At 69.8% G+C, this 19,651-nt stretch carries 16 protein-coding genes and 1 pseudogene; 10 read left to right on the top strand and 7 right to left on the bottom strand.

Features of this window, described 5'->3' with window-relative positions:
• Positions 1–11: 11 nt before the first annotated feature.
• Entirely contained in the window at positions 12–1,202 is a 1,191-nt protein-coding gene (locus ABD830_RS38875) for a MarP family serine protease (RefSeq protein ID WP_344998782.1), read from the top strand.
• Positions 1,203–1,236: 34 nt separating this feature from the next.
• On the opposite strand, the gene ABD830_RS38870 is transcribed toward ABD830_RS38875, so the two are convergent.
• From ABD830_RS38870 to acs, 5 genes are all read right to left on the bottom strand, one after another.
• The gene (locus tag ABD830_RS38870) at positions 1,237–1,680 is read right to left on the bottom strand and encodes a DUF309 domain-containing protein (RefSeq protein WP_344998780.1); all 444 of its coding nucleotides are present in this window, start codon (positions 1,678–1,680) and stop codon (positions 1,237–1,239) included.
• Positions 1,677–2,597, bottom strand: coding sequence for an alpha/beta fold hydrolase (locus ABD830_RS38865; RefSeq protein ID WP_344998778.1), 921 nt, complete (start codon positions 2,595–2,597; stop codon positions 1,677–1,679). Before ABD830_RS38865 ends, ABD830_RS38870 begins: the two co-directional genes overlap by 4 nt.
• Entirely contained in the window at positions 2,587–3,027 is a 441-nt protein-coding gene (locus tag ABD830_RS38860) for a phage holin family protein (RefSeq protein ID WP_344998776.1), read from the bottom strand. Before ABD830_RS38860 ends, ABD830_RS38865 begins: the two co-directional genes overlap by 11 nt.
• Before the next feature lie 31 nt (positions 3,028–3,058).
• On the bottom strand, positions 3,059–4,213 hold the full coding sequence (gene nhaA / locus ABD830_RS38855; RefSeq protein WP_344998774.1) for a Na+/H+ antiporter NhaA: 1,155 nt from the start codon (positions 4,211–4,213) through the stop codon (positions 3,059–3,061).
• Between the two features lie 123 nt (positions 4,214–4,336).
• Positions 4,337–6,310: an acetate--CoA ligase gene (gene acs / locus ABD830_RS38850; RefSeq protein ID WP_344998772.1), complete on the bottom strand. Its 1,974-nt coding sequence runs from the start codon at positions 6,308–6,310 to the stop codon at positions 4,337–4,339.
• A gap of 269 nt (positions 6,311–6,579) precedes the next feature.
• On the opposite strand from acs, the gene ABD830_RS38845 reads away from it, so the two are divergent.
• The 8 genes from ABD830_RS38845 (at position 6,580) to ABD830_RS38810 (ending at position 13,520) form a co-directional block, all read left to right on the top strand.
• Positions 6,580–7,362, top strand: a complete 783-nt coding sequence (locus ABD830_RS38845) for a Fic family protein (protein WP_344998771.1) — start codon at positions 6,580–6,582, stop codon at positions 7,360–7,362.
• Between the two features lie 765 nt (positions 7,363–8,127).
• Entirely contained in the window at positions 8,128–9,168 is a 1,041-nt protein-coding gene (gene ssd / locus ABD830_RS38840) for a septum site-determining protein Ssd (protein WP_344998769.1), read from the top strand.
• Entirely contained in the window at positions 9,165–10,358 is a 1,194-nt protein-coding gene (locus ABD830_RS38835) for a TadA family conjugal transfer-associated ATPase (RefSeq protein WP_344998767.1), read from the top strand. Before ssd ends, ABD830_RS38835 begins: the two co-directional genes overlap by 4 nt.
• A gap of 76 nt (positions 10,359–10,434) precedes the next feature.
• Complete coding sequence (locus ABD830_RS38830) at positions 10,435–11,142, top strand: type II secretion system F family protein (RefSeq protein ID WP_344998765.1); 708 nt, start codon at positions 10,435–10,437, stop codon at positions 11,140–11,142.
• Positions 11,143–11,185: 43 nt separating this feature from the next.
• Entirely contained in the window at positions 11,186–11,974 is a 789-nt protein-coding gene (locus ABD830_RS38825) for a type II secretion system F family protein (protein WP_344998763.1), read from the top strand.
• A 585-nt stretch (positions 11,975–12,559) separates the two neighbouring features.
• Positions 12,560–12,700 carry a DUF4244 domain-containing protein gene (locus ABD830_RS54440; RefSeq protein ID WP_378520997.1) on the top strand — a complete coding sequence of 47 codons (141 nt, stop codon included), beginning with the start codon at positions 12,560–12,562 and terminating at the stop codon, positions 12,698–12,700.
• A 23-nt stretch (positions 12,701–12,723) separates the two neighbouring features.
• Positions 12,724–13,089 (top strand): TadE family type IV pilus minor pilin, encoded by a 366-nt coding sequence (locus ABD830_RS38815; protein WP_344998759.1) that lies wholly within the window; start codon positions 12,724–12,726, stop codon positions 13,087–13,089.
• Positions 13,090–13,115: 26 nt separating this feature from the next.
• Positions 13,116–13,520 carry an Rv3654c family TadE-like protein gene (locus ABD830_RS38810; RefSeq protein WP_344998757.1) on the top strand — a complete coding sequence of 135 codons (405 nt, stop codon included), beginning with the start codon at positions 13,116–13,118 and terminating at the stop codon, positions 13,518–13,520.
• 214 nt (positions 13,521–13,734) lie between these two features.
• On the opposite strand, the gene ABD830_RS38805 is transcribed toward ABD830_RS38810, so the two are convergent.
• Positions 13,735–14,478, bottom strand: a complete 744-nt coding sequence (locus ABD830_RS38805; RefSeq protein WP_344998755.1) for a class I SAM-dependent DNA methyltransferase — start codon at positions 14,476–14,478, stop codon at positions 13,735–13,737.
• A 377-nt stretch (positions 14,479–14,855) separates the two neighbouring features.
• On the opposite strand from ABD830_RS38805, the gene ABD830_RS38800 reads away from it, so the two are divergent.
• Complete coding sequence (locus ABD830_RS38800) at positions 14,856–16,679, top strand: hypothetical protein (RefSeq protein ID WP_344998753.1); 1,824 nt, start codon at positions 14,856–14,858, stop codon at positions 16,677–16,679.
• A 259-nt stretch (positions 16,680–16,938) separates the two neighbouring features.
• Here the strand turns inward: ABD830_RS38800 and ABD830_RS38795 are convergent.
• Positions 16,939–19,267, bottom strand: a pseudogene (locus ABD830_RS38795) (DEAD/DEAH box helicase).
• Between the last annotated feature and the right edge of the window lie 384 nt (positions 19,268–19,651).

Here is a 19,651-nt window from a genome sequence, read left to right as displayed (position 1 = left end):
ACCTTTGAAACGTGCGCGGTGATCTGCTTGACCTCATCTTGATCGGCCTCGTGGTCGCCTTCGGTATTTCGGGTTACCGTCAGGGCTTCATCATCGGGGTCATGAGTTTCGTGGGGTTCGTGGGCGGTGCCGTGCTCGGCGTCTTCATCGCGCCGCCGATCTCCAAGGCCGTGGTCAGCGGCGACACGCCTCAGGCGCTGCTGGCCATCGTGATCGTCTTCCTCGCCGCCACCATCGGCCAGTTCGCCTCCTCGACCCTCGGCGCCGTCGTGCGCAGCCATGTGACCTGGGAGCCCGCCAGGGTGGCCGACGCGGTCGGGGGCACGTTCTCCAGCGCGCTGTCCGTGCTGGTCATCGCCTGGCTGATCGGCTCGCTGATCGTCTCCACGGCTTTCACCCCGCTCGTCGACCAGGTGAAGAACTCCGCGCTGCTGACCACGGTCGACGAGGCGATCCCGCAGGGCGCGCGCGACTGGCAGCAGCCGTTCAAGAAGTTCATCGACCGTTCGGAGTTCCCGCCCGTCTTCGACGCGATCGGCGCGGACCAGCTCATCGACGTGCCGCCGCCGGACCAGAGCGTGCTGCAGGGCTCCAAGCTGGAGCGGGCGAGGAAGGGCATCGTCAAGGTCCAGGGCAACGCCGAGAGCTGCAACAAGCACATCGAGGGCACCGGGTTCGTCTACGCGCCCGACCGGATCATGACCAACGCCCACGTGGTGGCGGGCGTCACCCGTGACCTGCAGGTCATCGACTCCACCAACACGCCGCACGCGGCCACCGTCGTGCGTTACAACCCGCGGCGCGACATCGCCGTCCTGTACGTGCCCGGGCTGGGCCTGCCGCAGCTCACCTTCGACGGCGACGGCGGGCGGGGCGACAACGCGATCATCGCCGGATTCCCCAAGAGCAAGGGCTTCACCGCCGAGCCGGCCAGGATCGGCCGTCAGCTCGACGCCGAGGGGCCCGACATCTACCGCGACACCACGGTCAGGCGCAAGGTCTACGCGATCCGCGGCCGGGTGCTCCCGGGCAACTCGGGCGGGCCGCTGCTCACGGTGGACGGGCGCGTCTACGGCGTGATCTTCGCCGCCGCCACCAACGAGGCGGACACGGGCTACGTCCTGACCGCCGAGGAGGTCGCCCCGGACGCGGCCCAGGGCAGGAACGACACCACGCAGGCCAGCACCCAGCAGTGCGACTGACCACCTTCGGGGGCGGGCCGCAGCACCGCGCCGGCTAGCCGGGGAGCTTGGCCAGGATCAGGGCGATGGCCTCGTCGGGGTCGCTGTCCTGGCTCAGGCCCGAGGCCGCTTTGCCGACCTCGTCGTACGCGCCGCCGTACCCTTGGGCCCTGGCGGCGCCCCGGCTGAAGAGGGTCACCGCGCCGCGGCCGTTGCCGCGCTGGAGGTGCGTCAGCCCGACGCAGATCTGCGCGAGACCCTGCCACAGCTCGCGCTCCTCCTCGGGCGCGCATTTCCAGCGGCCCTCGAACACCTCGTGCGCGTTGAACGGCAGGCCCTCGCTCAGGAAGCGGCGGCCGTCGGCCAGAGCCTGCTCCGTGGTGGGCGCGTAGTCGTCGGGGACCCGGGGCATGCCGGGCTCGCCGTAGGGGAGCGGCCGGCCGTACGCGTCGCGCGGCCTGGCGCTGCGCGGCCTGCCCTCGGGATCGCGGTCTCTCATCGGTCGGGCTCCGGATCGGCCAGCCAGCCGAGCAGCTCGGTGTCGAACACGTCGGGGATCTCCTCGTGGGGGAAGTGGCCGGCTCCTTCGAACAGCCGCCACCGGTACGGAGCCGCCACGTAGCGGCTCGAACCCTGTGCCGTACGCGGCAGGAGGCGCGGGTCGAGCGCCCCGTGCAGGTGCAGCGTGGGGGCCTCGATCTCGGTGCGCATGGCCCTGGCGTAGCGACGGCCGTCGGGGCGCAGCTGGGAGCGGCCGAACCACCGGTGGTACTCCAGCGCCGAGTGTGCCACGGCGGGGATGCGGAACGCCTCGCGGTAGATCCGCGCGGTCTCGGGATCGGGCCACCCCGGGCGCGACCACTCGTCCAGCAGCCGGCCCACCAGGGCGCCCTCGCGGCGCCTGAGGCGGTGTTCCGGCAGCAGGGGCAGCTGGTGGCCGAACGTCTGCACGCTGGCCTTGAGCTGGCCGAACGGGTCGGTGAGCAGCGCGCTGCGCAGCCTCAGCGGATGCGCGGCGGACACGGCGACCAGCCGGCGCACGCACTTGGGCTCGTGCACGGCCATCGTCCAGGCCAGCAGCCCGCCCCAGTCATGCCCGACCACGATCGCCCCGGTCTCGCCCAGCGCCCTGATCAGCCCGGTCGCGTCGGCGGCCAGCGTGGGCAGGTCGTAGCCGCGCGGCGGCTTGTCGCTGCCGCCGTAGCCGCGCAGATCGGCCGCGACCGCCCGGTAGCCGGCCTTCGGCAGTGAGACGAGCTGGTTGCGCCACGTCCACCAGAACTGCGGGAACCCGTGCAGCAGCAGCACCAGCGGCCCTTCGCCCGCCTCGACGACGTGGAAGCGGGTGCCGCCCGCGTGGACCGCGCGATGCGTCCAGGGACCCTCGATCTGTACGACCGACTCGTCAGGTGCCATCTCGGGTCACCGGCTCCCGATCGGGACGGAGCGCGGGAAGCGCCTCGTCCTCGGGCGTGGCGATCTCCTTGAGCCCCTTGATCGACCTGGCGGTCCGCTTCATCCCGGCCAGTCCCTTGAGCCGCCTGATCCCGATGAACACCAGCAGGCCCGCGACCAGCAGGTAGAACACGGTCACGATGAGGAAGGCCAGCCAGTTGGGCAGCCACTGCGCCAGCACGTACGCGATGGTGAACGAGGCGAGGATCAGGCACAGGTGCGCCGTGAAGGCGGCGGCGGCGAACAGCCCGCCGGCCATGCCGACCCGCTTGGCGTCGAACCTGAACTCGGCCTTGGCCAGCTCGATCTCCGAGCGGACGAGGTCCGAGATCTGACTGGTCGCCTGGGCGACCAGCGAGCCCAGGGATTCTTCCTCGGGAGTCTGCGGCATGAACGTCTCCTATCGAGGCCTGGCGGCCGTGTCAAACATCATCCAGCGCAATGCGGTGCTTGCGCACCCTCACGTGAAGCAGCACCGCCGCCAGGATCGACGCGACGACGCTGGCCGCGAGGATCCCGGTGGTGACAGCTTCGGCCCGCTGCCGGTCGTCACCGTACGCCAGGTCGCCGATCAGCAGTGAAACCGTGAACCCGATCCCGGCCAGCAACGACACCGCCGCCATGTCCCGCCACTGCAGCTCTTCCGACAGTTTCGCCAGGCCTAGCCGCACCGACAGCCAGGCGCCACCGAACACGCCGAGGAACTTCCCGAGTACGAGTCCCGCTATCACTCCCAGAACTACCCGATCGGACAAGATAGCGCCCAGGCTGGATCCGTCCAGCTTCACCCCCGCCGACAGGAACGCGAACACGGGCACCGCCAGACCGGCCGAGATCGGGCGGAAGTAGTGGTCGGCCGCCTCGGCCGGCGAGCGGCCCTGGTTCGCGGTCGTACGGGTCAGCAGGCCCAGCGCCACTCCCGCCACGGTCGCGTGCACGCCGCTGACCTCGAAGGCGTACCAGGCGGCCAGGCCCAGCGGCACCAGCGTGTACTTCTGGTGCGGCAGCAGGGCGTACGCGGCCAGCAGGGCGGCTCCCAGGAGCAGCATGAGAACGTCGACGTGGCTCGTGTAGAAGACGGCGATGATCGTGATCGCGCCGAGGTCGTCCACGACCGCGCAGGTCAGCAGGAACGCGCGGAGCGCGGCCGGCATCGCGCTGGCCGTCACGGCGAGCACGGCGAGCGCGAAGGCGATGTCGGTGGCCGTCGGGATCGCCCAGCCGCGGGCGGCGTCGCGCTCGCCCCAGCTGACCAGCAGGTAGACGACGGCCGGTACCACCATTCCGGCCAAAGACGCGATGATCGGAAGTGCGGCCTTGCGCACGTGCGCCAGCTCGCCGTGGACCAGTTCCGCCTTGACCTCGAGGCCCGCCACGAAGAAGAAGATCGTCAGCAGGCCGTTCTGTGCCCACTTGTCCAGCTCCATGGGGCCGAGCCGGGTCCCGCGGAGCGCCTCGTAGCTGTCGAGGGAGATGTTCGCCCAGGCCAGGGCGGCGACCGTGGCGGTGAGCATGATGACTCCGCCGATGGTCTCGGTGCGGAGGGCCTCGGCGATGGCACGAGTCTGGGTACGCAAGGGGCTCCTCTGGTCGGAATTGCTCTGCTCATGCCGACCAGACTTCCCGGCGCACCTGCGTACTAGCGTATCGATAGAGGGCGCATATCCCTATACAGGGACATACGCCCTCTATGCAGCGCCTCAGTCCTCGGACTTCGCCGACGGGAGCTTCTCCGAGATCAGGTTCATCACGGTGCTGTCGGCCAGGGTGGTGACGTCGCCGATGCTCCGGTTCTCCGCCACGTCACGCAGGAGGCGGCGCATGATCTTGCCGGAGCGGGTCTTGGGCAGCTCGGGCACGACCAGGATCTGGCGCGGCTTGGCGATCGGGCCGAGCGTCTTGGCCACGTGGTTGCGCAGCTCGGCGGCGATGTCGTCGCTCTCCTCCGCCGTGCCGCGCAGGATCACGAACGACACGATCGCCTGGCCCGTCACCGGGTCGGTCGCGCCGACCACGGCCGCCTCCGCGACCTTCGGGTGGCTGACCAGGGCGCTCTCCACCTCCGTGGTGGAGATGTTGTGGCCGGAGACGAGCATGACGTCGTCCACGCGGCCGAGCAGCCACAGGTCGCCGTCCTCGTCCTTCTTGGCGCCGTCACCGGGGAAGTACATCCCCTCGAACCTGCTCCAGTACGTGTCGATGTAGCGCTGGTCGTCGCCCCAGATCGTACGGAGCATCGACGGCCACGGCTCGCGGACCACGAGGAAGCCGCCGCCTCCGTTGGGGACGCTGTTGCCCTGGTCGTCCACCACGTCTGCGGAGATGCCCGGCAGCGGGCGCATCGCGGCGCCCGGCTTGCCCGCGGTGATGCCCGGGAGAGGGCTGATCATGATGGCGCCCGTCTCGGTCTGCCACCAGGTGTCGACGACGGGGCAGCGCTCGTGACCGATGTTCTCGCGGTACCAGACGTACGCCTCCGGGTTGATCGGCTCGCCGACGGAGCCGAGGATGCGCAGGCTGGACATGTCGTACTTCGCGGGGATGTCGTCGCCCCACTTCATGAACGTCCTGATCGCCGTGGGGGCGGTGTAGAGGATCGTGATCTTGTACTTCTGCACGATCTCCCAGAACCTGCCGCGGTGCGGGGTGTCGGGGGTGCCCTCGTAGATGACGCTGGTGGCGCCGTTGGCCAGGGGGCCGTACACGATGTAGGAGTGGCCCGTCACCCAGCCGATGTCGGCCGTGCACCAGTAGATGTCGGTGTCGGGCTTGAGGTCGAAGACGGCGTGGTGGGTCCAGGCGGTCTGGGTCAGGTAGCCGCCCGTGGTGTGCAGGATGCCCTTCGGCTTACCGGTGGTGCCGCTGGTGTAGAGGATGTACAGCGGGTCCTCGGCGTCGTGGGGCTCGGCGGTGTGCTGGTCGCTCTGGCGCTCGACCAGGTCGTGCCACCACACGTCCTTGTCGCCGAACGCGACGTCCTGGCCGGTGCGCCGTACGACGAGGACGTTCTCGACCTGGGGGCACTCGGCGACGGCCTCGTCCACCGTGGGCTTGAGCGCCGACGGGTTGCCCCTGCGGTAGCCGCCGTCGGCGGTGATGACCAGCTTGGCGTCGGCGTCGTCGATCCGGCTCTTCAGCGCCGAGGCCGAGAAGCCGCCGAACACCACCGAGTGGATCGCTCCGATGCGGGCGCAGGCCAGCATCGCGACCGGCAGCTCGGGGATCATCGGCATGTAGATGGCCACGCGGTCGCCCTTGGCGACGCCGAGCTCCTGAAGGGCGTTCGCGGCCTTGCTGACCTCGCGCTTGAGGTCGTTGTAGGTGAGGGTGCGGGTGTCCCCCTCTGGCTCGCCCTCCCAGTAGTAGGCGATCTTGTCGCCGCGGCCCTCATCGACGTGGCGGTCGACGCAGTTGTAGGCCACGTTGAGCTCGCCGCCGATGAACCACTTGGCGAAGGGGGGATTCCACTCGAGCGTCTTGTCCCACCGCTTGGCCCAGGTCAGCCGCTCGGCCGCGTGCTCCCAGAAAGCGAGACGGTCGGCGGCGGCCTCGCTATATGCGGCGGCGGTCACGTTCGCGGCCGCCGCCAGGTCAGCCGGCGGTGCGAACCGGCGGTTCTCCTGCAGCAGGTTGGACAGCGCCTGGGTCTCGTTGCCAGGGGTCTCCGGGGCCACTTCGTGCTCCTTCTATGGCCAGATTGAATACGTCGTGTCCCACTTCACCAGCTCACGGGCTCCACACACAAGAGGTCTAGACAGGTACGTACCGAGGACTCCGCGCTTATCAGGACGACTGACAAACGCTATTGAAATGTTGTCATCCTGAAATCGGGAGGGGACCCATAAAGGGTCGTGGATATTCGATCGCCGGGTTTTCCCGCCTTGCCGCGGCTCTCGGGGAGGCTGGTACGGTCGGGCCGTACCCGCCGGTAGGGTCGGTTCCCGTGAGTGACCCATTGGCTGTCATCGCGGAGTTCCCCGGCGTGGCCGAGGCCGTGGACTCGGCGCGGCAGGCCGTCGACAGGCTGTACCGCCACCGCGTCCTGCGCCGGGCCAGCCCGGCGGTGTCCGCGGAGTCGTCCCTGCGCGGCGCGCGGGCGTCGGCCAGTCTGGAAGGCGTGGACGTGTCCCTCGACGCCCTGCGCCGGGACGAGGTCCACGACCCGCTGGTGCAGGGCGCCCTGCGTGCTTCGGCGGAGATGGGCCGGATGGGCTCGACCTGGCGTACGGCGCCCCGGCAGGTGCTCGCGCGCCTGCACGCGGTGGCCGCCGCCGGCCTCGCGCCGCAGTCCGCCCTGGGCCGTCCGCGGTCGGCGTCCTCGGACGCGCCGGATCCGCTGGGCCTGGGCCCCGCGCCAGGGGCCGCTGAGGCGGCGGCGCGCATGGAAGGGCTGTTCGGCCTGCTGGAGGGGGCCGCCAAGGCGCCCGCGATCGTGCTGGCCGCCGTGGTGCACGCCGAGCTCGCGGTGCTGCGGCCCTTCGGCACGGCCGACGGGATCGTGGCGCGTTCGGCCGAGCGGCTCACCCTGGTCGAGTACGGGCTGGACCCGAAGTCCCTGGTGGCCGTGGAGGTGGGGCACCTGGAGGGGGCCTATGCCGACGGGTTGCGGGCGTACCTGAGCGGGACGCCGGAGGGCGTCGCGCAGTGGGTAGAACAGTGTGCCTCTGCGGTAACCCTCGGGGTCCGCGAGACGACCGCCATCTGCGAGGCCATGCAGAGGGGCTGAGCGCGCGGCAGGTGGGGGTGCTGACATAGCTGACGGCGTCTCAGTCAAGAGACGCCGTCTGCCGGCGCATCACGCCGGGTTACCAAGCGTGCACCTGTATTCGTCGGAACGGGTCAAGCCCGTCACGACGCGCCTCCCGCGGCTGGTCGCGCGTGGGTGCCCGGCTGATGCACCCGGACAAGGGGTCCGTGACTTCTTTCTACGTCGGATCCGCCCTGATGGGAACCCCTTGGAGCAAGACCTTTACCCGCCAATGGGGTCGGGCCGGGCATACGCCTTCACGGGCGCCTCGAGTCACCCGGTTGCCGACGCGCGACGGTCACGGAGAGTGATCTCCTTTATGTGATCGTTATGTCGCTGACAAAAAACTTGGCGAAAATGCGAGATTGCTCCTCGACGAAACTCGAGTCGATCGGGCAGCATACGTTGGTATCGCCCGAAACTGGAGCGACCGTGCACGGGGTAGCTTTGCCAGTCCCTTGCCAGGCTCTGGTGAAGTGATGAAAGCTTTCTTCTGAAACGGGACCGGCTCTACCCCCCCGGAGCCGGACCGCTCAGGCGACCCCCGCTCTCCCCCCCGGCGGGGGTCGCCCCTTTTCCGCCACCTTCGAGCATGGCTCGGTGACTCTGACCGGCGAGCGCCCGGTTATCCACAGCGGCTTCCCAGCGGGCACCCACAATCCCCAGAACCCCGTTCTGTCCCTCGCCGCCCCCGCCATCCCCAGCAACGTTGGCCTCCCAACCCCGCCCACCCGGGAGCCGGCAATGCACCGTCCGCTCGTCATCACCGAAGACCACGCCCTGCTCGACGACCTCGTTCGCATAGCGGCCGCGGCGGGCACCCAGCTCGACGTGGCGCACGCTCCCGCCCACGCCCGGCCGTTCTGGAACCTGGCGCCGCTGATCGCGGTGGGCGCCGACCAGGCGGACGCCGTGGCCGCGACCTCACCGCCCACCCGAGACCAGGTCCTCCTCGTCACCCGCGCCGCCGAAGACCCGGACACCTGGCGAAAATGCGTGGCCGTAGGCGCCCAGGCCGTCGTGGCGCTCCCCGAGGACGAGCGCCACCTGGTGGAGCGGTTCGCGGACGCCATGGAGCCCGATCCCCGCTCGGGCTCCGTGATCTGCGTGATCGGCGGCCGCGGCGGGGCGGGCGCGAGCGTCCTGTCGGCCTGCCTGGCCCTGCGCGCCTCGGGCGACCACCTCCGCACCCTTCTGGTGGACGCCGACCCGCTGGGCGGAGGCATCGACGCGCTGCTGGGCCAGGAGGAGGCGTCGGGCGCCCGCTGGGGAGACCTGGTGGCCCGCGAGGGCCGGATCAACGCCGGCGCCCTTCATGCGGCCCTGCCGTCGTTCGGTGACCTGGCGGTCCTCTCGTTCCACAGGGGCGAGGTGGCGGCGATCCCGGCCCAGGCCATGCGCTCGGTCCTGGAAGCAGGCCAACGAGGCTTCGATCTGATGGTCGTCGACCTCCCACGCCACCTGGACCCCGCCGCGATCGAGGCTCTGACCAGAGCGAAGACCACGTTGGTGGTGGCCACGGCGGACGTACGCGGCATCCTGTCGACCGTTCAGGTGCTGGGCGAAACCCGCAAGCACACCTCTGACATCCGCGCGGTGCTCAGGCCGGGGATCGTGGACGAGGACACCGCCGCGAGCTCGCTGGGCATCCCGTCCGCCGGCGCACTGCCGGACCAGCCACGGCTCACCGCCACTCTCAACCGCGGCGAGCTGCCCAAGCTCGGCCCCCGCACCGTGCTGGGCGCCCTCTGCACCACCCTCCTACGAGACCTCCTCTCGCCATGACCACCCCCTCCTCATCCCAGGGAGCCGTCTCCCCGGAGCTCGTGGAAGCGGTTCGCGTACGCCTGGCCCGGGCGGGCGTGGAGCCCAGCGCCGCCCAGGTGGCCGTGGCCTTGCGAGCCGAGAAGTCCGTGTACGGCGACGCGGAGATCCTCGCGGTGGCCAGAGCCCTCTGCGCCGATCTGATCGGCGCGGGCCCGCTGGAGCCGCTGCTGGCCCGGCCCGACGTGACAGACGTCCTGGTCAACGGCCCACGCGAGGTGTGGATCGACGACGGTGGCGGCCTACGCCGCACCCAGGTCACCTTCACGGACGACGGAGCCGTCCGCAGACTGGCCCAGCGTCTCGCGGCCGCTGCCGGCAGGAGACTGGACGACGCCTCCCCGTACGTGGATGCCCGGCTCGCGGGGGGCGTCCGCCTGCACGCCGTGCTGCCGCCGGTGGCGTTGGGCGGCACCTGCGTGTCGCTGCGCCTGCCGCCGCGCCGCACGTTCACTCTGGAAGACCTGGTGTCGGCGGGGACCGTCACGCCCTCCGCGGTTCCGGTGCTGACCGCCATGGTGACGGCCAGGCTGGCGTTCCTGGTGACAGGCGGCACCGGCACAGGCAAGACCACGCTCCTGTCGGCGTTGCTGTCGCTGGCAGATCCGGCGGAGCGCCTCCTCCTGGTGGAGGACTCCGCCGAGCTGCGCCCTGTCCACCCCCACGTGGTCCGCCTGGAAACCCGCCCGGCGAACCTGGAGGGCGCGGGCGGGGTAGGACTGCGCGACCTGGTGCGCCAGGCACTCCGCATGCGCCCTGACCGCCTGGTGGTGGGAGAGGTGAGAGGCAGCGAGGTGGTCGACCTGCTGGCCGCGCTCAACACGGGCCACGAGGGCGGCTGCGGCACCCTTCATGCCAACACCGCCGCCGACGTGCCACCCCGCCTGGAGGCGCTGGGCTGCGCGGCGGGCTTGACCAGGGAGGCCGTGCACAGCCAGCTGGCCGCGGCGCTCGACGCGGTCATCCACCTGACCCGCGGCCGCCCGGACGGCCGAAGACGTGTAGCCGAGATCTGCCTGCTCTCCCGAACCTCGACCGGTCTCGTCGAGTCGATCACCGCCCTCACCTTCGACACACACGGCAACTCCCGACCCGGCCCGGCCTACGAAGCCCTGGCACAGAGAGCACAGCCACAAAGGCCACACGCATGAAGGTGCACGCATGCGAGCCGCGGCGAGGCGGCTCGGCTGAACCGGATGCCGCCACGTCCACACCAAAGGCAGTGCGATGACCGGCGCCCTGATCGCCGCGTTGTCCACAGCCTGCGCCGTGTGGCTGTGGACAGCCCCTGATACCCCCACAACGCGCCTGGCCAGGCTGACCGCGGGCGGGCAGAAGCCCCGATGGAAGTCCTTGAGCAGGCTCCTCACCCGCCCGACTCCCGCACGCTGCGCAGAGTCCTGGCGTCGGGCGTCAACAGAGCTGTGTCAGGCACTGTCCGCTGAGCTCTCGGCCGGCCGTACCCCTGGAGAGGCCTTGACCAGGGCAATGGCAGCAGTGGACGTCCCGGGCCCGGAGACCCTGCGCCCTGTCATCGCGGCGGCAAGGGACGGCGGCGACGTCTCCGCGGCCCTGCTCTCGTCGGCCCCACCCCAAGGCGGCGAGGGTCTACGCCAACTGGCGGCCTGCTGGGAGGTGGGCGTCACGGTGGGCGCGGGCCTGGCCGCGCTGGTCGAGCGGGTCGGCAGCACGTTACGCACAGCCCAGGCCCACCGCCAGGACGTCGCGGCCCAGCTGGCCGGCCCCCGCACCACGGCCAGACTCCTGGCCGTGCTCCCGGCCCTCGGCCTCCTGATGGCCGCCGCCCTGAACATGCGCCCCCTGGACTTCCTGTTCGGCAGCCTGCCCGGCCTCATGTGCCTGACAGCAGGCATCGCACTGGACGTCTGCGGCCTGTGGTGGACCAACCGCATGGCAGCTCGGGCACAAGCCTGAACCCACAGCCGAGCCGTACACCGATCTTGACAGGACCTGGCCGATGTTCCAGCTGTTGTCCGCGTTGTTCGCCGGCATGGCCGCCTGGCTGTGGTACGCACCAAGAACCCCGGCCGAACGCCTGTCCCGACTACGCCCGCCGAGGAGACCTCAACCCGAGCATCAGCGAGCGCAGACCAGGAACGAGGAGCCGCCGCCTCACCCGGCCTGGCTGGATTCCCCTCCGTCCCGCATCACCCGAAAGACGATCATCACAGCCACGGGCACCGGACTGATCCTCGCCCTCCTGATCGGTGGCATCGCCGGAATCCTCACGGGCATCCTGATCGCTCCACCAGTCGCGATATTCCTCCACAGGAAGCAACCCCAGCAGTCACACCACGAGCGCCAACGAATCGCGGCCGACCTTCCGTTCGCCGCCGACCTGATGACGGCATGCCTCCTCGCCGGCCGCCCGGTGAGCGCCGCCACCGACATAGCCGCAGACGCGATCGGCGGCCCACTCGGCCGGCGGTTGAAATGGGTCAGCACCCAGCTACGTCTCGGCGCCGACCCCGAACCCACCTGGGGCACCCTCGCGAAGGACCCGGCCACGGCCCAGCTCGCCCGAGCCATGAGCCGAGCGGCTCAAAGCGGCGCCCCGGTGGCGGATGTCCTGACCCGCCTGGCCGACGACGCCCGCGAAGCCGCCAGAGCCGCCTCCGTGGCCGCCGCCAGGAGCGTCGGCGTGAAGGCGGTGGCCCCCTTGGGTCTGTGCTTCCTCCCGGCATTCGTCCTGCTGGGCATCGTCCCGGTGATAGCCGGCCTGGCCGCCACGATCGTCCTCCCGTAGCGCCGCAGCCGCCCCGGCCCTCGCAGCTCATCCACAGGGGTGGACCGCCGCCCACCGCTTATCCACAGAACGCCGCTCGGTCCCTCGGACGCCACCCCGCGTCGGCCAACCTAGGGATCCCGCCGGACAAGACCCCGGCTCCGAGCACCACCTGGAGGCACGATGCACAGTCCCGCCACCACGCCAGACGACATCAGCGCCGCCACGAGACAGAGCGCCCACACCACACCAGACGACACCAGGGTCGCCACGAAGCAGAGCGCCCACACCACGCCAGACCACATCAGGACCGCCACGAAGCAGAGCCCTCACACCACGCCGGGCAATCTCCCTCATAGCCGCAGCCACGCGTCCCGAACCAATCCGATAGCGCCACCCGAAACCGCCGGAACCGCCGAAACCGCCGGAACCGACAGGCCCGCAAGCGCAATCGCCGAGCCGCCAGGGGACACCCCCACACCACCGACCGCACGCGCCGGGTCACCGCTGGCCGACCCATCCGGGCAGGCCCAGCGCGCGGACCTTCCCGACCAACCACGCGGAAACCGATGGCTCCACTACGCGGCCGTCAACCGGCAGCGAGGCATGTCCACGGCCGAATACGCGGTGGGCACCATCGCGGCGTGTGCTTTCGCCGCCCTGCTGTTCAAGGTGGTGAGCAGCCCAGAGGTCCAGGAAATGCTGAGCTCACTCATCGACCGAGCTCTCAACACCGCCAACGGATGACCCTCCGCCAAGCGCGGACCTCCATGAGCGGGACGCGGTCGGCATCGCGGGGGTCGGTCACGGCCGAGACCGCCGCGATGCTGCCCGCGCTCATGGTCGTCCTGGCGGCCGCACTGTGGGCCGTCCAAGCCGTCGGTGCTCAGTTCGAATGCGTGGACGCGGCCCGCGCGGCAGCGCGAGCAGCGGCCAGAGGCGAGCCGTTGGAGCAGGTCAGCGCCCGAGCCCGGTCAGCCAGCCGGGCGGACGCGCAGGTGACGGTATCCCGCGAAAAGGAGACCACAAGGGTCGAGATCACGGTAGAGGTACGCCCGCCCTGGGCCCAGTCCCTGCCGGCGGTCCATATATCCGCCACAGCCACGGCCGACACAGAGCCCGGCAGCATCCCCTGACCCGGCGAGCAAGCGGGAGCCGGCAGATGAGCACGCCAAAACAGAAACCAGACCCTGCGGAGAGGGAGGCACCGATCAACACCAAAGAAAGAGGCTCAGCCACACTCTGGGGGGTGGCCCTCATGGGCCTCCTGATGACAGTGGCCACCGCGTTCACCACGGTGGGCTCGGCACGCGTGGCACTCCACCGCGTGAACAGCGCCGCCGACCTCAGCGCCCTGGCAGCGGCCAAACTGGCGATAACCAACCCGGAAGCCGCCTGCGCGCGAGCCGCCGCCCTCGCCGTACAGAACGGCGTCGAGCTCACCCGCTGCGAGATCACCCAAGAGATCGCCGACGTCTGGACCTCATTGCCGGTCTCGCTCCCGTTATTAGGCACGCGCACGCTGACCGGCAGAGCCCGCGCTGGCCCAGCAGTCACACCGCCATGATCGAGCGGCCGAGTAGGGCGTCGCCGCCTCCTAGGCCAAGAGCAATCACGGGTGTGGAGTGGCGGCCTCGAAGGAAGAGCAATCGCGGTGTGGCGTGACGGCCTCCGAAGCGAAGAGCAGCCACGGGCTTCTTACGGAAAGAGCGATCATGGTTGCGGTGTCGCGGCCTCCGAGGCAAAGCGGGCATTTCCGAGGCCGGGCAGAAGGCGTGGACTCATCCGATACGCGTGCCGGCAAGCAGCAGGAAGAGCGGAACACGACGCCGACGCTCCAGCTCGGCGACATCGCCGTTGAAGAGATCCTCGCTGGGGGCGCACTCCCGTAGAGACGAAAGGGAAAAACCGGCCTTCATCAGGGCGACCACATAATCCTCAACGGTCCGGTGAAACCACGTGACGGTGCCACCCATCCAACTCCTCTCCCGCGGCCCCTTGACGAAGTAGTCGTCGACAACCCACGAGGTGCGCTTCCCCTGCGTCCCGGAGTCGTGCGAACTCAGCACGGGATGAGCGACGGTGAAAACGATGCGTCCCCCTGGTGAGAGGCACGCATGGCAGGCGTCCAGCACGGGCTGGAGGTCATCGACATAGTGAAAGGCCAACCGTGAAACGATCAGATCGAAAGACGACGGTGGAGCGGAGAAGTCCTCGATGTCGGCCAGCTCCACCCGGCCGGGAGTTCCTCGCAGGGCCGCGTTGCCCGCCTCGACCATCGCCGCTGAGCCGTCCAGCCCCAGGTAGCTATGGCAACCGGCGTTCAGCAGAGTTTGTCCGATGGCCGCGTCCCCGCAGCCGAGATCCAGCACCCGGAGTCCCCCGACCGTGCCCAGCTCCTCCAGGAGAGCCGGTTCCTCCATCACCTGGTTCGGGCTCGACACGCCGCTGTGCCGATGATCGAGATACCGCTCGAAGACATGAGGCACGTCATAGAAGGAACCACCGCGTCCACTTACAGTCACGGCCAGGAGCATAGATGGACAAATGGGCAAAAAGCTCTTGCTTTGTAAATCGGGACAACGTCTGACTCGCGACATTACTCGACCCGAATGACTCGCGAAATGCCAAGTTGCGCTTGAGGTCAACGGGGTTAGGTCGCAATCAAGTCACGACTACTTAGACGTGGTGTCCAAGAGTTGTGTATGTCCCGTAAGGTTCCGCTTACCCTCGGTCCATGCCGTATGCGACAGGACGTCTGGGAGAGCCGGGACGAAGTCGCTAAGGTGCGGGTCCGGGGGCGGTCGGTGACCGTATCGGCCGGGCGGACTGCACTTCCGGTCGTCGCGTGAACGCCCCCAGGCGGTCAGGCGGCGCGAGGCTCTCGATGGAGGGAAGCGTCGTGACGGTAGTCGGCAGAGTGGTGGCCGCAGGAGTGATCGTGGCGGGATCCATCGCGCTCGGCGGATCCGCCCAGGCCTCCGCGGCGACGGTGCGGGCCGACGGGCAGATCACCTCGCCCTCCGACGGTCAGGTGATCTCCAACTCGTCTGTGACAGTCTCCGCCCGTACGGGCGTGATGCAGCTGAACGTGGGCCTGTACGTCCAAGGTCCCTCCACGCCCAGCCAGAAGGTCACCGGAGGCGGAGCGAACCAGTCGATCTCCGGCACGTTCGACGCCGGGGGCGCCCCCAACGGCACTTTCACGGTGACCCTCAAAGGAGAGATCACCGGCACCGCGTACGCGACGAGCACGTTCAAGCTCCAGCGGCCGCCCGAGGCGCCGGGCAACGTGAACGCGGCCAGGCAGGGCACATCAAAGGTCCTCGTGACCTGGAGCAAGGGCGCGGAGCCCGACCTGCAGTCGTACGAGGTCTCCAACAGCCAGTCCGGCATCGTGGGAAGGCTGCCCGTCGACAGCGTGTGCTCCGGATCCTCGTGCCGGGCGGCACTGGCCGTGCCGACCAAGGCCGAGGGGGAGAAGGTGGGGTTCACGGTCAAGGCGTTCAGGGGCGACGGTGACGGCGGCTCGATCGGCTCGGGCAGTTCGGCCGCCGCGTACGTCGCCTTCCCCGCGGCGTCCAAGCCCAAGAAGACCGCCGACGCCCGGACGCCCAAGACCAAGGACACCAAGAACGTCGATCCGCTGCCCACTCTCCCGGCCAAGAAGCAGACGCTGCCGACGAGCAGGCCGACGACTCACAAGCGGCCGGCCGCCAAGCTGCCGGCCATACCTGACACCGACCCCAAGGGCAATCTCCCGATCCCGACCGCCGATGAGACGGGCGGCCTCACCCCGACCGACACGAAGAACGGCTCGCAGTCGGCTCCCGCGCAGTCCGTCGACGCGAAGGCGCAGTCGGGCGAGTCGCCCATCGGGAACATCGGCCAGTACGGCGTCTACGTCGCCGCAGGCATCCTCCTGTTGCTGGTCGGCGCCCACGCCGGCGCCTGGGCCCGTCGGCGCGCCCTCGCCGCGGTCGCGGCGGGCGTCCCCGCGTCCGGCACGACCGCCGCAGCAGCGGCCATGCCGTCGGCCGGTGGGACGCAGGCCAAGCCGGGGAGCGACAGCGTTCCCGCCGCCGTCACGCCGCCGCGGCGACGGCCTGCTGTGATCCTGGCGGTCGCCAAGACTCGAGTGCCCGCGCCCGATCGGTCACAGGCCCAGCAGCCGTCATCGGCGCAGCGTCCTGACGCGGCGGATCCCGCCCGCACGTCGTCGCCCACGCTCGATCAGTCGCCCACGTCGTCGCCCGTGCTCGACCAGAAGCGCACCTCATCGCCTGTCCTCGATCAGTCGCCCACGTCGTCGCCCGCGCTCGACCAGAAGCGCACCTCATCGCCCGTGCTCGACCAGACGCGCACGCCGTCGCCCGTGCTCGACCAGAGGCGCAAGGAAGTGCCCGCCGTGCTGCCGCTCTCGGCTGAGGGGGAGGAGGCGCGAGGCGTTGCGGAGACCCGTAAGGAGCCGGTTCGTATCGCCTTGCCCAGCTCCGCGGTCACGGACGTTCGCGACTCGGATGCCTCCCCCGTCCGGCCCGCCGTACGGATCGAGGATCGCTGGGACGACTACCTGCCGCCGTCGCCCAGGTCCATGGAGGACAGTGGGTTCTGGGAGCGCCCGCAGCCTGGGTCCGCCGATTTCTGGGCGGCCGACGAGGACAACAAGGAATCGGACGAGGAACGCGCTTACGCCGGCCGCCGACACACGGACGACGAGAGCTAGAAGATTCATTCCGATGAATGGCTGTGGATGTTCGCGGAGTCCTTGTCTCCAGGGTTCTGGCACAGGCGTGGACCGTGGCCGTTGCGTGTCGTCCTGAGTCTGTGGCGAGCGGGGTGCGTAGCCTCGGATGATCTTGTGACGTCGCAGGTAGAGCAGCTCTTGGGGCGTTGGTCGGCCGTGGTGCGGGGTGGCGTTCCTGGATGAAGAGAAAAGAATTCAGCGGTTCATGGCGCGGATGGCAGACGTATCGCGGCGGCTCTCATCGAGGGCTCAGTAGCGTGTTGAGGAGGCGGACGGCGCCTCGTTTGTGCAGGGGTTCGTTGCCGTTACCGCATTTCGGGGACTGGATGCAGGACGGGCAGCCTCGTTCGCATTCGCAGGACGTTATGGCTTCACGTGTCGCGGTCAGCCAGTCGGCCGCGCGGGCGAAGCCGCGTTCGGCGAACCCCGCCCCGCCCTCGTGGCCGTCGTACACGAAGACCGTGAGCAGGCCCGTGTCGGCGTGGAGCTCGGTGGAGACGCCGCCGATGTCCCAGCGGTCGCAGGTGGCGAAGAGGGGGAGCAGGCCGATGGAGGCGTGCTCGGCCGCGTGGGCGGCTCCGCCGAGGTCGATGCCGGACTCCGCGAGCGGTGCCAGGGCCGAGGCGGGGAGCGTCCACCAGACGGCGCGGGTGCGGAGGGTGCGCGGCGGCAGGTCGAGGGGCTCGTCGCCGAGCATTTCGCCTGATTGGAGGCGCCTCTTGAGGTACGAGACCACTTGCCGGGTCACCTCCACCTCGCCGAAGTGCAGGGTGCCGGAGCCCAGCGGCTGTGAGCGCTGGGTGGCGAGGATGGAGATGTCGGTTATGTCGCGAGCGAACGTGGTGAAGTCCGGGTTGGCGCCGGAGACCAGGGCCACTCCGGCCTCCAGGTCGAGGAGCTCCACCAGGAAGGTCTCGCCCTGGTGGAGGTAGACCGCGCCTGTGTGCACCGTGGTGTGGGCGGACGGCTCGTCCACGCTGCCCAGGAGGCGGCCGGTGGACGACTCCACGACCTGGATGGGGGCGCCTCCGCCGCCTCGGATGTCGGCGAGGTCAGTGGCACGCTCCCGCCTGGTCCAGAACCAGCCCGCGGGGCGCCTTCTGAGCAGCGCCTGGGCGACCAGGTCATCGAGGACGGTTGAGGTGGTGTCGCCGAAGATGGGCAGATCGTCCTCGGTCAGCGGGATCTCGGCGGCCGCGGCGCAGAGGTGGGGGCCCAGCACGTACGGGTTGTCGGGATCGAGGACGATCGCCTCCACGGGCTGGCCGAACAGGGCCTGGGGGTGGTGCACGAGGTAGGTGTCCAAGGGGTCGTCCCTGGCGATCAGCACGGCGAGCGCGTCTTGGCCGTCGCGACCCGCCCGGCCCGCCTGCTGCCAGAGCGAGGCGCGGGTGCCCGGCCAGCCTGCGATCAGCACGGCGTCCAGGCCCGAGACGTCCACACCGAGCTCGAGGGCGTTCGTGGTGGCCAGGCCCATCAGCGTGCCCGCGCGGAGGGCCTTCTCCAGGAGCCTGCGGTCCTCCGCCAGGTAGCCGGCCCGGTAGGCGGCGATCTTGTTGGGGAGCTCGGACCAGTCAGGGTTGGGGGAGGAGTCCGGGAGAGCCCAGTTGAGAGAGCTCTCCGGGACCTGCCCGCTTGCTCCGCCGCCCTGGCCGGTGGCAGGCCTGCCCGGGCCGGTGGCGGCCCCGTCCTGCCCCGTTGCGGGGCTGTCCTGGCTGGTTGGGGTGCCCGCTCGGTGGATGACGGGACTGCTCTGGCCGGTTGTGAGCCCGTCTTGGTGGGCGGCAGGAGTCGGGGGGGGCCGGAGGGCTCGGGAAGTGGCCTGAGAGGGAGAAGGCTACGTCGGCGAGTTTGGCGCGGGCCGTCAGCGCGACCGTCTCGGCGCCTCGCCGGGAGCGGACGAAGGCGAGCGTGCGGACGTCCGCCAGGACGAGGTCCGCGAGCAGATCCGCGGCCTCCGCCGTGGCCGTACGCCGCACAGGAGCCCCTCCCTCGCCCCGTAGCTCCGTCAGAGGCGGCTCCCACAGCGCGATGGTGGTCGCACCCTTGGGTGAGGCGTCCACGGTCACCTCGTCCATCTCAAGCCCCGTCAGCCTCATCGCGAACGCCCCCGGCTCGCTGGCCGTCGCCGACGCCAGGAGGAACGTGGGGCGCGAGCCGTACCGGGCGCAGACGCGGCGCAGGCGGCGCAGGATCTGGGCGACGTGGGAGCCGAAGACGCCGCGGTAACCGTGGCACTCGTCCACGACGATCATGCGCAACCGGCGGAAGAACGACGACCATTGGGAGTGACGAGGGAGGATGCTCCGGTGGAGCATGTCCGGGTTCGTCAGGACGTAGTTGGCGTGCTGGCGCACCCACGTACGTTCCTCGAACGGCGTGTCGCCGTCGAAAGAGGCGGCGCGCAGCTGGGTGATGCGCAGTTCGCGCAGGCTGCGCAGCTGGTCGGCGGCCAGGGCCTTGGTCGGCGTCAGGTACAGGATCGTGCCGCCGTCGAGGCAGGCGGCGACCGCCGGGGTCAGGTACGCCAGGGACTTCCCCGAGGCCGTGCCGGTCGAGATGATCACGTTTCGGCCACGGAATGCCAGGTCGGCGGCCTCGTACTGGTGGTGCCAGAGTCCGGTGATCCCTCGGTTCGCCAAGCGCGTAACAAGCACTTCTGGCGTCCATTTGGGCCATTGGGCTTGACCGGCCTGACGTGCTGGAACATGCTCCACATGGGTGACACGCTCATGACGTGCGGGAACACCAAGCAGGTGCCGGAGGAGTGGACCCGCCTGTTGTGGGGAGGATGCGGTGGAAGTCACTGTTTCCAGTCTTGCATCTGTGGGCAAAGTCGCCGGGAATCGTGATTTCGTATAGACACAAGCCAGACGCGTGGTTGAATGCCGCGCGTCAGGGTCGGACAATCTGGGGCCACGCTCCAGATTGCCAGGCCCAAGAGAGTAGTT

The organism is Nonomuraea helvata (assembly GCF_039535785.1).
Lineage (GTDB): Bacteria > Actinomycetota > Actinomycetes > Streptosporangiales > Streptosporangiaceae > Nonomuraea > Nonomuraea helvata.
This window is presented reverse-complemented; position numbering and strand designations above follow the sequence as displayed.

What these genes read in the sequence shown, in the direction of transcription:
- ABD830_RS38825 (WP_344998763.1), top strand. Translation starts at nt 11,186, where the DNA reads ATGTTCCAGCTGTTGTCCGCGTTGTTCGCCGGCATGGCCGCCTGGCTG.
- ABD830_RS38815 (WP_344998759.1), top strand. Translation starts at nt 12,724, where the DNA reads ATGAGCGGGACGCGGTCGGCATCGCGGGGGTCGGTCACGGCCGAGACC.
- ABD830_RS38870 (WP_344998780.1), bottom strand. Translation starts at nt 1,680, where the DNA reads ATGAGAGACCGCGATCCCGAGGGCAGGCCGCGCAGCGCCAGGCCGCGC.
- ABD830_RS38865 (WP_344998778.1), bottom strand. Translation starts at nt 2,597, where the DNA reads ATGGCACCTGACGAGTCGGTCGTACAGATCGAGGGTCCCTGGACGCAT.
- ABD830_RS38835 (WP_344998767.1), top strand. Translation starts at nt 9,165, where the DNA reads ATGACCACCCCCTCCTCATCCCAGGGAGCCGTCTCCCCGGAGCTCGTG.
- ssd (WP_344998769.1), top strand. Translation starts at nt 8,128, where the DNA reads ATGCACCGTCCGCTCGTCATCACCGAAGACCACGCCCTGCTCGACGAC.
- ABD830_RS54440 (WP_378520997.1), top strand. Translation starts at nt 12,560, where the DNA reads ATGTCCACGGCCGAATACGCGGTGGGCACCATCGCGGCGTGTGCTTTC.
- ABD830_RS38860 (WP_344998776.1), bottom strand. Translation starts at nt 3,027, where the DNA reads ATGCCGCAGACTCCCGAGGAAGAATCCCTGGGCTCGCTGGTCGCCCAG.
- ABD830_RS38830 (WP_344998765.1), top strand. Translation starts at nt 10,435, where the DNA reads ATGACCGGCGCCCTGATCGCCGCGTTGTCCACAGCCTGCGCCGTGTGG.
- ABD830_RS38810 (WP_344998757.1), top strand. Translation starts at nt 13,116, where the DNA reads ATGAGCACGCCAAAACAGAAACCAGACCCTGCGGAGAGGGAGGCACCG.